Genomic DNA, 14,305 nt, shown 5'->3' on the forward strand with positions numbered 1-14,305 from the left:
ATGAAAAAGACTCTTTTAATCTATGTGGCACTGATCCTTTTCTTCGGGATCGCCATTGCGGGAATCCTCCACTACGGAACACTTTTAGAGAATCCTCTATTCTCTGAAGTCATTGCCCCTGCGGCTTCACTCCCGACAACGATTGGCGACACGTTTCTCAAACAGCTCCATCATCCGCTCCCCTTGTTGCTGATCCAGTTTATCGTCATCATGATCGTCACGCGACTATTTGGCTATCTGGTCTCCTTTGTCGCTCAACCCACCGTCGTGGGTGAGATTGTTGCGGGAATTATCCTCGGCCCCTCACTCATGGGCGCATTGTTTCCCGATATGTTTATCACCCTCTTTCCGAAAGAGTCCCTCGGCAATCTCCATCTCATCAGTCAGCTCGGGTTGATCTTTTTTATGTTTGTCGTGGGGATGGAGCTGGATTTTGACAAAATAAAAAAACAATCGAGCGCTTCGGTGTTTATCAGTCATGTCAGTATCATCTTTCCCTTTTTCTTGGGGGTGGCGTTAGCCTATTGGCTCTATCCGATCTTCGCCTCTAAAAACATCACCTTTATCCCTTTTGCCCTTTTCATCGGTATCGCGATGAGTATCACCGCGTTTCCCGTACTGGCTCGGATTATCAAAGAGAAAAATATCAGTGATACCCGTTATGGCTCCATGGCAATCACCTGTGCCGCCGCCGATGATATTACGGCATGGTATATTTTGGCGTTGATTATAGCCTTCTCCATTTCAGGATCGCTCAGTTCCTCCATCGTTTTATTGCTCTTTATTGCCTTATATGTCGTCACTATGTTTTACGTCATACGCCCCCTTTTCGCCCGAATCGGACAGGCTCAAAGTGAACGGCTCAGTATGAACGGGATGTCGTTTATTATCGTCTTGCTCCTTCTCTCTTCACTTGCTACTGAAGCGATTGGGGTACATGCACTGTTCGGAGCCTTTATGGCAGGGGCGATGATGCCCTCATCGGCAGTGTCGAGACTCAAAGAACTCATTGCGCCGCGTTTGGAATACGTCAGCCTTTTAGTACTATTGCCCCTCTTTTTCGCCCTAACGGGATTACGCAGTGAAATCGGTTTGCTCAACAGTGTAGATGCGTGGCTGATCTGCGGAGGAATCATCGTGATTGCGGTGTTCGGAAAACTCTTTGGAAGCGCCCTTGCCTCCAAATACATGGGATTTAGCTGGCGTGATTCGTTTGCTCTGGGGATACTCATGAACACGCGCGGATTGATGGAATTGGTGGTTCTTAATATCGGGTATGAGATGGGGATACTCTCCACAGAACTTTTCACGATGTTTGTCGTCATGGCACTGGCAACAACCATTATGACTGGACCGTTTCTGAATCTCATTACCCGTGGATTCAAAGAGAACAAAGTCGTCGAAACGATGCAAAAGAGTTTGATCGATCTCCTCTCTCACGAACTGCGGACTCCGCTCACCCTGATACGGGGAGCCGCCGGTAATTTATCCAATCCACACTTCACCCTTGCCGACAAGGATAAAGAGGAGATGGTTCAAACCATCGTCGAGGGATCACGCCGCATGGAAAAAGTGATCGATAATTTGCTGGTCAATGCGCGGTTTCGCGAAGGAAAAACCCCTCTGAATAAAACGATGCTTAGAGTGGATGATGTCGTATCTTCTGCACTCTCCATAGCTGAGAGTGACTGGAAACGACAGGCTAAACTCTCATTTTCCCCCGATATCCCCCCCCTCAATGCCGATATTGCACTGATTCATCTCGCTATTGGCAATCTGCTCGATAACGCCTTTAAATACGGTGACAAGGTGAGTGTCGAAATCACCTCCGCATTTAATGAAATTACTTTGCTTATCTGCAATAACGGCGATCTCCCCTCTGCCGATACGATAGCAACACTTGGAAATACTCCCGGTCGGCTCGATAATGCGATGGGAAAACCGGGCTCAGGAATCGGTTTACGCCTCTCACAAAACATCATCGAAGTGCATGGCGGAACATTAGCTATCACATTGGAAAATGACCGTTTTTGCGTTCGGGTAACACTTCGGAGTGAGTCATGACCCCGCGCATTTTAATTGTGGATGATGACCCCTCTATACGTCGATTGTTGGCAATGACCTTAGCATTTGCAGGCTTTTTAACAGAGAGTGCTTCAACGGCAAAAGAGGGATTGAAAAAAGGTTCCGATGAGCATTTTCATTTGATTTTGCTCGATTTGGGATTGCCGGACATGAGCGGAGTAAAATTTTTAGAGCGCTATAGAGCGGATGAACAGACTCCCGTCATTGTCGTATCGGCCATCCATGATGAATCGGATAAAATAGCCGCCCTCAATGCAGGAGCGGATGACTATGTCACCAAACCGTTCAACACCGATGAACTGATCGCCCGCATTAATGCCAACCTACGCCGAGTCCCTCCAGCACAAGCGACATCTCCGATTTTAATAGTCGAAAATATGCGTATGGACATTACCAATCGGATTGTGAGTATAGAGGATGAATTAATTAAATTGACGCCCAAAGAGTTTAAGCTACTGCGCGTTTTTATGGAGAATCAGGGTAAAGCCTTAACTCACGCATGGCTACTCAAAGCGATATGGGGAATCGGGTATCAACATGAGACCCACTATCTACGCGTTTTTATCAATCAACTACGTCAAAAGATCGAAACCGATCCTGCCCGACCGAAATGGATTGTCACAGAGTCGGGGATCGGCTATCGCTTTGTCGGATAGTGCATTGTCAGATTCTTAAGCAATAACCCGATTTCGTCCGCTGTGTTTTGCCTTGTAGAGCTTCTCGTCGGCTCGATGTAACAAATCATCCGCTCGCTCAATCGTATTGAATTCTGCCACACCGATGGAACAGGTGATGGTTCCGACGGTATCAAAAGGATTTACTTCAATCCGTTGACGCAGTGCATCCGCCATTTTAATAGCGGATGCCAATGAGGTATCCGGAAGGAGAATAATAAACTCCTCCCCTCCCCAGCGAGCCACTACATCACTTTGGCGAATCTGTTTACGCAACAGCTCACTGAACGTTTTAAGAACTTCATCCCCTACCAAATGTCCGAATTGGTCATTAACCGATTTAAAGTGGTCGATATCCAGCAAAAGGATAGAAAAAGATCTATTATAGCGACGGGCAACCTCTATCGAATGTCCTAATATTTTGTCAAATTCAAAACGATTTGCAATTTGTGTCAATCTGTCTAACGTCGCCAAATTATTTAGATTCGTAATATCATTGAAAATGACCACATAACGGAGCGCATCTTCATACTCAAGCATCTGCACATCCACGGTAAAGGTAGATATTTTTCCGTTAATAGTTATTTTAACTCTGTGCTCACGCTCTTTATGCGCCAAAATATACTCTGTCCAAACGACACCATCCGTCTGGGGTTGCAAATAATTTTCTGTTTCTGCCGATTCAAACAGTTCACAAATACAGCGGTGATTCTGATGAAATTCATCCAATGAGCGATACTTAAAATACTTGTAAAAAGCGGTATTGGCGTAAATGATTTCTCCGTTATCCATAACGACAATAATATTTTTTTGAGAATTAAGTATCGTAGACGTATAGGCCTCTTGATAGATTATTTTCTTCGTCATACGGCTAAATACGTATTCAACAATCCCTAAAAGTATGATTATAATGACGAGGGTCACCATCAAGCTCTCTAAAATAATCTCCAAAGCTTCTTGATATCCTTGTGTAACGTCATTGAAGCACAAGAACATCCCGATCGGATTCCCGTCATTGCCTGCTAGATGGATGGGAATGACATCATAATCTTTACCTTGTATATGGATAATACGCTGATTTAGCGCCGGATTATCTTTTGCGAACGCTTCTATCAACGGTTTTTGAAAAGGGCTCAAATGAGGAAAACGGTATCCGCTGTATTGCAGTTGATATTTTTGATCGTCCGCCGCTGCCATACGGCTCTCATGCAACATAAACAGCGTTTCCATTTTTGTTGATTTAATGAGTTTGCTGATAATAGCATCCGGATCAATTCCAAATTCCAATGCGCCGATATAGATATTTTTATCGGTAAACGGGACGACAATCCGATACGCGATCCCCTCAATTCCCCCCTCGAATCCGGTGTGTACGCTCTGGGTTCGGTGGGTTTTCTTTATCATGGGGCGACGTGCCGCGATATCGTCTCCAAACACCTCTTTCCGATGCATACGAAGAATCGATTTTCCATCCGGTGCATGAAACTGCATCACGATAAGATGCGGATTTTCTTCCCGAAGGGTGTTGTAGCGCGTCAGGGTAAGTTCATACAATTTATTTGAGTCACGCGCAACCATTGCTTCTTTGATTCCGGGTGAGCGGAGATTTGCATAGGCACGATAAATATAAAAAGATTCCAAATCTTTCTGGATAAAATCATATACTCTTTTAATATTTTGAGACGATGTAAATGCTTTTTCTGATGCGATTTGTTTTTCATGATACAAAAAATAGGTTGTTAGAATCGTTGAAACAACAAAAATAAGCAAGGTAATGGATAACTGTACGCGCCGCTTAAAACTCATAAATCCCCTTATTTACAATACGCTTCTATTCTCAAAATGGCTTGCTTTTAAATGTAATATAACGTTATATTACATTTTATCCTATAATAACTTTTTCTTAACTAACGACCCTGTTTCTACCATTCTCTTTTGCGACATAGAGTTTCTCATCAACACGATTAAGAAGTTGATCCGGAGTCTCCCCCTCATTCCATCGAACCACACCAATCGAGCATGTCATTGTATTGACGGGAGAAAAATTGCTTTCAGCCACTTTTATACGCAAAGTTTCAGCTAACTTTACAGCAGAAGAGAGTTCGCTATCGGGAAGTAAAATTATAAATTCCTCTCCACCCCAACGTGCGATGAGATCACTCTTCCGTATTCCGTCGCTCAAAATTTTGGCTAATTTTTTCAATACTTCATCACCGACTAAATGGCCGTATGTGTCATTAACCGCTTTAAAATGATCCACGTCAATGATCATAATCGAAAGAGCACGATCGTAGCGCTGAGACATAGCAATCGAGTACTCTAATACTTGATCAAACTTAAAACGATTCGCTAGTTGTGTCAGACCATCCTGCGTCGCCAGCTGATTTAGTCTCGTAATGTCGGTAAAAACAACCACATGACGCATTTTATTTTCATACTCTATTTTCTGAGTATGTACGGTAAAAATAGAGGTATTACCCCCAACCGTCATTTTTACTTTATGCTCTTTTGTATTGTATTGCGTCAAATAATCGATCCATAGCAATCCCTCTGTTTTCGGTTGCAGGTATTCATCCGATTCCACAGACTCAAAAAAATCAGAGATGCAAGAATAGTCAAGTTGAAATTTTTCCAATGATTCACAGCCAAAATAATCATAAAAGGCTTGATTGGCAAAAATAATTTCTTTCCCATCGGTTACAACAACAATATTTTTTTGTGAGTCAAGTATCGTTTTAATGTAACGCTCTTGAAGATTTAATTTTTGAATCAGTGTTCCGAACGCATATTCAAACAGACCCAGAAATAAAAGGAGTAAAGCAGCTGTTAAGAGAATGCTTCCGATAGCGGTTTCAACCTTATTTTGATACCCCCCCGTCACATCATTAATGCACAGGATCACTCCGGCACTTTTTTCCTCGGAATCTTCCAAGTAGAGAGGATTTATTTCATAATCTTTCTCTTCAATGCGGATATTTTTAGGTCTCATTGCGGGATTCTGATCACTAAATGCATCCATATACGCTTCTTGCTCTTTAGAGATAGCGGTAGTGTAACGGTATGCTCCCATCCCCGCTTTGTACAACGATTTATCGGCTGCACCCAAATAATTTTCATGAATCATCAAAATACTTGTTGATCCCGTCAACTGTTTAATTTTATTGATGAAATAGTTTGTATCGATTCCGAATTCCAACGCACCGATATACAGATCGTTATCAAAAATCGGGATAACAATACGATACGCCATCCCTCCTACACCGCCCTCAAATCCTGTTACCATTTTATGGCCTGCATGGGCAGAGCGAAGCATCGGACGACGCGACGCGATATCATCCCCAAACTTCTCTTTTAAATGCATCCGCAAAATGGAGTGTCCATCAGCCGCGTGATATTGCATGATCATTAGATGAGGATTTTCTTCCGTAAATACTCTATAGCGGGGAAGGGTCAGAGCATACAGTTTTTCCGTATCTCTCTTTTTGATCGCATCTATCACACCCTCTAAATGCAAAGTAGTGTAGGCACGATAAATATAAAAATGTTCAATATCATCTGTCATAGAGTTAAATGCCATTTTGACATTTTCAGAGGAGCGAAGCGAGCGTTCTTTGGCGTATCGACTTTCATTCGAAATGTGAAAAAATGTAAATATAAGGGAAACGGCAAGAATAATCAGGACAATGACTAATTGTGCACGGAGTTTAAAACTCATCTTTGCCCTTCTTCTCGAGATTGGTTACACCATCATCGGCTCATCAGTCGGTTCAATCTCTTCAAAATCGATAACAATCTGATCTAACATTTTCTGTGTTCTTTTTATTTTATCTATATTTTCGTCAAATAGTGCTTTTGACGCCGGAAACGCTTCCGACAATTCTTGATAAATGAGGACACGTCCTCCGAAATGGCGATTGAATTCATCAAATGCCGATCGCAAGTACTCTTTAGAGGTCGTATGACGGAAAAGTGCTTTTACCATTTTCTTCCGCTCTTTAATCGGGATAGATTCCCCTATCGCTTCAGCGACACGTTTGATATCAAGACGCGAAAAATAGACACCGCTATGATAAGGGGCTAACAGTTTATCGGCTAATTCATCCACAAAACTCGGAACCGGTTCGTTATCCGGATCATTGTCATTACTTTCGGTTTCACAACTTTCACTGTCACATTTTTCCCGAACAAACTGGTCAAACTCAGCCTTAAGATCGCTAAAATCGTTCGATTTCATCTTTTTTCTCCTGTAGTTAAATCATAAAAATAGTGACACATTGAACGCAAGGCTATCTCATCCTCAAAATCGTCTCGATTCGCATACAACGCCAATGCACGATCCATGATCAAGTCGCCTCTGAGTTGTCCCTCTTCGATCCATATACAATCGCAATAGCCGCTCTCTTGTGCCTGTGCAGTGAGGTGATCGACTAACGTGAGTGCTTCCTCTTGGTATTCACTCCCTATCACGGCTCCGCTGAGCTTTGAACTGCGCATTTGTGAAATCGTAAAGGCGACATCATCACACCGAATATTCATCGGTATTATCATCGCGTCACACCCGTTCTCCTTGTAGAGCTTATTCAAAGTAACCGAAAAACGGCTGCTGTGCGCATTTTCGGCAATATAGCCATAAAGCTTGGTTAGCGCAGTTATGGTGTTATCGTTATTCATCATTTATTTAATCCCCACAATTCCAGAGCTTCCTCTTCTTCCATCTGACAGCGGCGGCATATTTTTTCGCCCCCTACCGAGCTGAACAGCCCATCGCATTCATCACATCGGCGTACTGAAAAAGTGATCAAATTTTGTACTTTCGGTTCAAACCACTCTTTCAGATTATACGACGTTGAAACACGAATTGCATCACTCTCGCAAACATCGTGACACAGGTGGCATTTTACACATAAAAACGGATCGAAATCGATTTTAGAATTACGCATATCCGACGTGAGTGCCGCTGTCGGACAGACACGGTAACACATCTGACACGCGGTACATTTTGCCTCATCCATAATCTTCTGTGAGGTAAATCCTATCATAGACGCATCGACGATATGAAACTGCAATGGTTTCTCTACCCGTTTCAATGCCGTAAAAAAGAGTTTACGCCGATCGGTAATTTTTTTAGCTCTCAGCTCTTGATTATGGGAACTGTCTAGCTTTACTTCGACAAACTCATCCGTTGTGCTTTGAACCTCTTTTTCAAAATCATGCTTAGCTTTTGCGATCCCGCGCAGATGAAAAGTTTTAAAAAAATCTCTCCTATCTTTAGGTTCCTCCGCCTCAGTGTTGCTGTAGCCTATTTTTTCACACACAACACTCTTCTCAGCCTCTATCGCTTCGAGGAGATAATTTGCACTTTGAATTCTCTCTTCCATCACTGCAAGCACTTTATCACCGATGTCGCAACTACTACAATGTCCGATATCGAGAACCAATCCATTTTTAAGACTGCACAACGAGATTAAGTGCTCGACGGAGAGAGCGGCGATACAAGGGATATTTTTTTGGCACGAAACAACCGCTTCGTCATCTGAAATAAATGAAAAGAAAAACTCGGTTGGAGTGAAATCATCCAAAGCAAGTGCTTCACTCGGGCATACGCTCACACAACCCGCACATCCGACACAAAGCGATTGATTGATCGAAGGGAGGCGTCCAAGTAGTGTTATTGCACTCGTCGGACAGCTATCACTACATAGTGAACAACTGGAGTTGACACTGAGTGCACGAACGCATCGTGCGGGTGATAGCTCTAAAAGACTCACGCCTGAACCAGTCCGCTCAAGGTTTCATTATCAGAGAGGATGAATTCCAGTGCCATCTCCGCCGTATCGTAATACAAAGGGGTACGTGATTCGTATTTCATGTTAATGAGATACATCGGCGCCCAACGGAGCAGATGGGTATTCAAAAACTCATACTGCACACGGATCAGCTCTTGTACCGCTTCCTGATCGCCCTCTTCCGTTGCCTTCAGTTGTGCCTCGCACAAATGGTGCATAAACTCCATCTCGATACCGATATGATCCGAAGAGACAACGCGTGCCACTTCGTAATCGACGAGAAAATCATACGCACTGTAAATATCGGTAACCGGATTAGCTCCCCCCGTTTCGATCATTTGGTCGCTTCGTGTGTAAAATGTCTCATACGGTACCAAATGAAGCAGTGAGAGATTCGTAAAATCAGGATTCAAATACTCTTCCAAAAGTTTTTGTGCATCTGTATCCTCTCGTAGTTCCCAATCACGCCAATGAGGCATAAATTCCAAAACAATCGCATCACTGCGGAGAATTTCTAAACGTTCAACATCCAACTCTTGGAGCAATATTCGTGACAACAACGCATATAAATTACTGCGTGCGATAATTTCATCCATTCGTAAAAACCTTTAATAAAGTAGCGTGATTGTAGCTTATGTGACTGAAACGCGCATAAGAGGTGTAGGTTATACGGGCATATCAAGTCTTATGACTTGATATTGACCTCGTAAACCGATGGATCGAGGTTGACCCAAGGGCGTTTGATATGGCGAGGACGTCGAAGGGTTGAATTTGAATCCAAACCGCGAGTTAATGTATCTCTCCAAGCTTGATACACTTTAAGGTTATTGTCGTAGTTCACGAAAATATCCCCGATTTTATCACCTGCTTGCGCCGGCTCTAAAAGAACCTTATGGTGCCAGCAGTGCATACCTGAAACCGGATCCGGATGAGGAGCCGCAACGGCATTTTGCCATGAACCGCTCAACCCGTCCCACCAAATATTACCGGAATCACGGTTGTAGTCAGCGAAACGCTCTGTGTGGAAAGGTTTGATCCCCTCGACATATTTGAGCTTACCGACTTTTCCGTCCATTTGAATCTCAGCAACCGGAACTCCAAAACTGTTAAGTCCCGTAGTACCTTCATAATCGTCAATAATACTTTGACCACCCACTTTACCGACATTCGCCGGAGATTCTGCAAGGAACTCTTTGTTTCCTAAATCACGAGGGGCTACACCCGGAGCTACTTTACCGTCCGTTACCCCGTTAGGGATTGTAACCGCATTGGTAAGTTTCCAACGTCCGCCATGGTGAGAACACGCCAATGTTCCCGGAAGAACACCCTCTGTCGGAACCGCCATCGCTACGAAATGACCGCTCTCAAGTCCTGAAACGGTATCGACGATGCGAACACGAATCGCATCACCGCGTTTAAAGCCGAGACGTTTAGCATCGCCGGTACTGATCCAAATCGGATCATGGTTTTGAGAGATCTCCATAAGGTGTTTCGAGTTTGCCGAACGGGTATGAATATTATACGGCAAACGGAATACCGTATTGAGAGCAAAGGAGTTCTCTTCCGTCATATATTTATGGTTAACATGAGAAACCAAGTGAACATATTGGTTTTTCTCATCCTCATTACGTGGATAGAACGGCATTGCGTACTCTCTCCACTTCCAATCGGTAGCCCACTGTGTATAGAATTCTAGCTTTTTAGAAAGCGTTGCAAATCCTTCCATTTTCTTACCGTCGATCTCGACACCAATACTCTTTTCTTTACCATTATGATCGAGAGCTTTGATAATTCCACCCGCACCGACACTCATAGACCCCGCGTCGAATTTATGGCCGTGAGAGATCACTTCACCATCTTCCATTTTGAGTTCACGTTCCATCGCATGGTAGATTTTATCTTCTTCCATCCAGAAACCGTATTCACGAAGATACGAATAAACCGGAAACTCTTCATTCATAAAGCGTGGATCATTCGTGGCTGTCTCTTTGAGTTTTGGTAAATTATCCCCAAATGCTGCATCATACCATTCAGCAATGGTAACGGTTTTACCCGGATGACGCTTGGATTCCCACATTTTTTTGATTCCGAGAGACCCGTCTGGATCGATGAAATCAGTACAGAGTTGGAACCAAAATTCATTCTCTTCCCATACTTCTCCAAGACCCGCTTTGATGTGCGCTTCGAGAGTTGCACGAGCTGGATTTTTAGGTTTCCAACCCGATTTTTCCAACGCTACACGTAAAACCGGTTGACGGAACGTTGACCAACGTGCTGGAAAAGTTGCCTCGGAGTGTTGGTCATGGCGCTCACCTGCAAGACCGACAGGGAGAACATAGTCCATATACCAGTTCGTCTCTGACCAAACCGGAGAGAGGTTCATGGTAAGTTCCATTTTTGACTCATCTTTGAGCACTTCAATCCAACGGAATCCGTCCGGATTGATCCAGACCGGATTGTACATACGAGGAATCCATACCGCAAGTTTGCTCGGTACCGTCAATCCGCGATCATTCCATTTTTTCTGCCACGCTGTATCGCTCAAAAGATGCGGAAGAAGATACGACATCTCATAGGTTGATAACGGCCACTCAGGAGGCCATGTCAATTCATTCCATGCTTGTACTTTCGGTACATCGGCACCAGAGATCCCTTGACCTACCGTTGCACTTCCCCCTTTACCGGATACGGAAATAACGTGCCAGTGGTGGAAGAATGTCCCCCCCTCGGTACCGATAGCTCCACGAAGACCGATACAGAAATACGCCGCACGTCCACCCATCCATGCACCACGGTTACCCGCAGCCGCTGCACGCCAGATATAGGTAGAAATCGCATCTCCTGCCCAAATAAACATCTCATAAAGTTTTTCGAGTTTATACGCCGGAACATGGGTCTCTTTAACTGCATAATCCAATGTATACGGAGCATACATATCTTTGAGAAGTTCGATATAACTCTCAAAACTACGATCTGCTGGAAGTTTGGTAATTTGACCTTTTTCAAGCATAAAATTCAAATGCTCAGAATCGTTCATCAACGTTTCCCAGTTGAACCATTTTTTGACAAATTTTTTATCAGTCATATTTTCATTCAAAATACGATTAGCGAGATAAAGATAGATCGCCGCTTCTGTCCCCGGCCATGCCGCAATCCAAAGATCAGACATCCCTGCAGAGTTAGACATACGAGGGTCCATTACGACCATCTTCGCACCTTTTTTACGAGCATCGGCAATGAACGCCGCCGATTGGGCAAAATAGTGCCCCGCATCGGCGGCATGAGATGAATTCAAGAAAATGAGTTTTGCATTTGCCCAGTCCGGACTGGTACGGTCATCGTTCGCTGTCCAAATCGTCGGAGTACGACCGTTGGATGAACAGATATTGGTATGGGAGTTGTACGAGTCAAGACCTAATGTTTCCCATACTTGCGGAACGAAACCGTTTTCATTCGGACGACCGACATGGTACATGACCGATTTACGAGAAAGGAGATCCCCTTTACGAATCGTATCAGCCATTTTTTTACCGATGGTAGTCATTGCTTCATCCCAGGTAGTACGAATCCATTTACCTTCACCCCGTTTTGAACCCGGAGCACGTTTCAATGGAAACGGGATACGATCCGGATCGTACATTTGCGATTGAACCGCATACCCTTTGGCACAATTGCGTCCGCGTGAACCGGTATGAAATGGATTACCCATGTACTTTTTAACGGTAAAGGTTTTTTTATCGATCCATGCCGTCAATCCGCATGAGGCTTCACAGTTAGAACACGCCGTCGGAACGATCATGTAATCGTTAACGTAGATACCGTCAGGGTTGTTTTCACTTTGAACACCGTGACGATCGATACCGCCACGTTTCCAGTCAACACCGTCAAGCTCTTGGAAATGGTTCCATTGATCTTGAGGAGGATAGAAAGATAAGCTATCAGGAGTATTAGTGAATTTACTCTCTTTTACCGATTCTGCTGCTGCATCTACGGTAAAAACTCCTTTAGCGATTGCGGCACCCGCTACGGTGAGCGCGGTCCCTTTTAAAAATGTTCTTCTGCTTTCTAAATACATCATAGTTAATCCTCTTTAGCTCATTGGTAACAATTGTGGAATAACGAGCCAAACGTGTTTGCTCACCCACAAGCCGATCAATGCTGATACCGCAGCAATTTTCAGCAAATAATACGATTGATTTTTGAGGCTTAGACACACCAAAACCATTGGAACTATGAATGCCATAACTTGACCGATCCAGAACATAACGGTGTATTCGCCGCCTTTAATGTAATGGAGAACCGCTGCAACCTCTTCAGCTTTCATCGGACCAAAAATAATCTCTGCCATATAGAGGATAAATGCTGCCGCTGCCGCAAGTCCCAAAACAACTGCCAAATCTTTTTTGACCGCATCGGAGAATTTGTTTCCACCGAGGAGAATCATCGTAGCAGACCCTGCTAGCAATGCTGCCAAAATCATTTGAGCCGATTCAGTCGGCATTTGCCATAACTCACGCGCCGTTGATTGCGCCATAAGACCAGCCGTATACAAGGTCACCGGAACTGCAAGAAGGACAGTCCATCCGAGGAGTTTGTCGTACATCGCTTCATCTTTTTTCATATAGATGAAGTACGCCATTGCAAGGAGCAATCCTACGAAACCAGTTGCCATCCATGCACCGATCGTAATCGCCGATGTCAAATGTGGATAGAAGAAAATGTGCCAAAAGCGGAACATTTGGTGCAAATCTATGACCGTAAAGAACAAGAAAATATGGATAAATACGATCGAAATCGCCACTACCGGAAAACGGATAAATCCAGTTTGTTCAGGATGTTTTTTAAGCAAATAAAAACCGAGGAAGATAATCCCCGTACCAATACTTTTTGCCCACATGTTCATCGTAATAATCCAACCCCAAACGATACCCGGAAGAGCAACGTCAAGAACTACAACCGCGTTTGTTGCCGCTATTGTTTCATGTACCATTAGTGCCCTCCTATCGGGAGATGTTTAAGATTATTGAAGAGGTTATGCCCCTCGCCTCGGAACGATGCCAATGGATTCAATGTTACGTTACCGCCACCCACATAATAGTGGTGAGGGAATGTCCCTTTTTCCGGCTTACGCACTTGTACGTTACCTTGATGAGATTGGATGTATTTACTGATGCTTGACATCGGATCATCCAAATCACCAAAAATATTTGCCTCAACCGGACATGCGACAACACACGATGGCATCATAGCACTCGCGATACGGTGTGCACAGTAGGTACATTTATCGGCCGTTTGTGTTTGAGGGTCGATATAAATCGCTCCGTAAGGACATGCCATAACACACCCTGCACATCCGATACAACGCTCTTTATCGATATTTACGATGCCGTTTTCAAGATAGTGCAACGCACTAACCGGACAAATACGTTCACACGGTGCATTGGCACAATGGTTACAGCGAAGCGGGGTAAATGTCCGCTTCGTCTCCGGGAATGTTCCCACATCAACATATTTGACACGTAGACGCCAAGTACTAAGCGGAACTTCATTCTCCACTTTACAGGCGATCTCACAGCCCTTACACCCCATACATAGGCGAAGGTCTACCAAGAAACCTAATTGCATATATTCTCCTTATTCCTGATTCACGTGAACGCCATTCATGTCCATAAGCTACATGAATAATCTTTATTTGATGCCGTGATTACAGGCATTTGACGGCATTACTGCTGGGTTGATATTAGCCAAATTAGGTTTAAC

11 protein-coding genes are annotated in these 14,305 nt (G+C 44.0%); 2 read left to right on the plus strand and 9 right to left on the minus strand.

What is annotated here, in order from left to right; translation table 11 throughout:
• Both Q8O20_RS00090 and Q8O20_RS00095 read left to right on the plus strand, forming a co-directional pair.
• Positions 1–2,064: a cation:proton antiporter gene (locus Q8O20_RS00090; RefSeq protein WP_305529489.1), complete on the plus strand. Its 2,064-nt coding sequence runs from the start codon at positions 1–3 to the stop codon at positions 2,062–2,064.
• Positions 2,061–2,741: a response regulator gene (locus tag Q8O20_RS00095; RefSeq protein WP_305529490.1), complete on the plus strand. Its 681-nt coding sequence runs from the start codon at positions 2,061–2,063 to the stop codon at positions 2,739–2,741. Before Q8O20_RS00090 ends, Q8O20_RS00095 begins: the two co-directional genes overlap by 4 nt.
• Before the next feature lie 15 nt (positions 2,742–2,756).
• Here Q8O20_RS00095 and Q8O20_RS00100 read toward each other — a convergent pair whose 3' ends face one another.
• The 9 genes from Q8O20_RS00100 to Q8O20_RS00140 form a co-directional block, all read right to left on the minus strand.
• On the minus strand, positions 2,757–4,565 hold the full coding sequence (locus Q8O20_RS00100; RefSeq protein WP_305529492.1) for a diguanylate cyclase: 1,809 nt from the start codon (positions 4,563–4,565) through the stop codon (positions 2,757–2,759).
• 97 nt (positions 4,566–4,662) lie between these two features.
• Positions 4,663–6,474 carry a diguanylate cyclase gene (locus Q8O20_RS00105; RefSeq protein WP_305529493.1) on the minus strand — a complete coding sequence of 604 codons (1,812 nt, stop codon included), beginning with the start codon at positions 6,472–6,474 and terminating at the stop codon, positions 4,663–4,665.
• A gap of 24 nt (positions 6,475–6,498) precedes the next feature.
• Entirely contained in the window at positions 6,499–6,993 is a 495-nt protein-coding gene (locus Q8O20_RS00110) for a hypothetical protein (protein ID WP_305529494.1), read from the minus strand.
• The gene (locus Q8O20_RS00115; RefSeq protein WP_305529495.1) at positions 6,990–7,433 is read right to left on the minus strand and encodes a hypothetical protein; all 444 of its coding nucleotides are present in this window, start codon (positions 7,431–7,433) and stop codon (positions 6,990–6,992) included. Before Q8O20_RS00115 ends, Q8O20_RS00110 begins: the two co-directional genes overlap by 4 nt.
• Positions 7,430–8,527, minus strand: a complete 1,098-nt coding sequence (locus Q8O20_RS00120) for a 4Fe-4S binding protein (protein ID WP_305529496.1) — start codon at positions 8,525–8,527, stop codon at positions 7,430–7,432. The genes Q8O20_RS00115 and Q8O20_RS00120 overlap by 4 nt, the downstream gene beginning before the upstream one ends.
• Positions 8,524–9,141, minus strand: a complete 618-nt coding sequence (locus Q8O20_RS00125; RefSeq protein ID WP_305529497.1) for a molecular chaperone — start codon at positions 9,139–9,141, stop codon at positions 8,524–8,526. The genes Q8O20_RS00120 and Q8O20_RS00125 overlap by 4 nt, the downstream gene beginning before the upstream one ends.
• 89 nt (positions 9,142–9,230) lie before the next feature.
• Positions 9,231–12,620, minus strand: a complete 3,390-nt coding sequence (locus tag Q8O20_RS00130) for a molybdopterin-dependent oxidoreductase (protein WP_305530023.1) — start codon at positions 12,618–12,620, stop codon at positions 9,231–9,233.
• A gap of 15 nt (positions 12,621–12,635) precedes the next feature.
• Positions 12,636–13,535 (minus strand): NrfD/PsrC family molybdoenzyme membrane anchor subunit, encoded by a 900-nt coding sequence (nrfD, locus tag Q8O20_RS00135; protein ID WP_305529498.1) that lies wholly within the window; start codon positions 13,533–13,535, stop codon positions 12,636–12,638.
• Positions 13,535–14,170, minus strand: coding sequence for a 4Fe-4S dicluster domain-containing protein (locus Q8O20_RS00140; RefSeq protein ID WP_305529499.1), 636 nt, complete (start codon positions 14,168–14,170; stop codon positions 13,535–13,537). The genes nrfD and Q8O20_RS00140 overlap by 1 nt, the downstream gene beginning before the upstream one ends.
• Between the last annotated feature and the right edge of the window lie 135 nt (positions 14,171–14,305).

This window comes from Sulfuricurvum sp. (assembly GCF_030691015.1).
Classification (GTDB): domain Bacteria; phylum Campylobacterota; class Campylobacteria; order Campylobacterales; family Sulfurimonadaceae; genus Sulfuricurvum.

What these genes read in the sequence shown, in the direction of transcription:
- Q8O20_RS00090 (WP_305529489.1), top strand. Translation starts at nt 1, where the DNA reads ATGAAAAAGACTCTTTTAATCTATGTGGCACTGATCCTTTTCTTCGGG.
- Q8O20_RS00095 (WP_305529490.1), top strand. Translation starts at nt 2,061, where the DNA reads ATGACCCCGCGCATTTTAATTGTGGATGATGACCCCTCTATACGTCGA.
- Q8O20_RS00100 (WP_305529492.1), bottom strand. Translation starts at nt 4,565, where the DNA reads ATGAGTTTTAAGCGGCGCGTACAGTTATCCATTACCTTGCTTATTTTT.
- Q8O20_RS00105 (WP_305529493.1), bottom strand. Translation starts at nt 6,474, where the DNA reads ATGAGTTTTAAACTCCGTGCACAATTAGTCATTGTCCTGATTATTCTT.
- Q8O20_RS00110 (WP_305529494.1), bottom strand. Translation starts at nt 6,993, where the DNA reads ATGAAATCGAACGATTTTAGCGATCTTAAGGCTGAGTTTGACCAGTTT.
- Q8O20_RS00115 (WP_305529495.1), bottom strand. Translation starts at nt 7,433, where the DNA reads ATGATGAATAACGATAACACCATAACTGCGCTAACCAAGCTTTATGGC.
- Q8O20_RS00125 (WP_305529497.1), bottom strand. Translation starts at nt 9,141, where the DNA reads ATGGATGAAATTATCGCACGCAGTAATTTATATGCGTTGTTGTCACGA.
- Q8O20_RS00130 (WP_305530023.1), bottom strand. Translation starts at nt 12,620, where the DNA reads ATGTATTTAGAAAGCAGAAGAACATTTTTAAAAGGGACCGCGCTCACC.
- nrfD (WP_305529498.1), bottom strand. Translation starts at nt 13,535, where the DNA reads ATGGTACATGAAACAATAGCGGCAACAAACGCGGTTGTAGTTCTTGAC.
- Q8O20_RS00140 (WP_305529499.1), bottom strand. Translation starts at nt 14,170, where the DNA reads ATGCAATTAGGTTTCTTGGTAGACCTTCGCCTATGTATGGGGTGTAAG.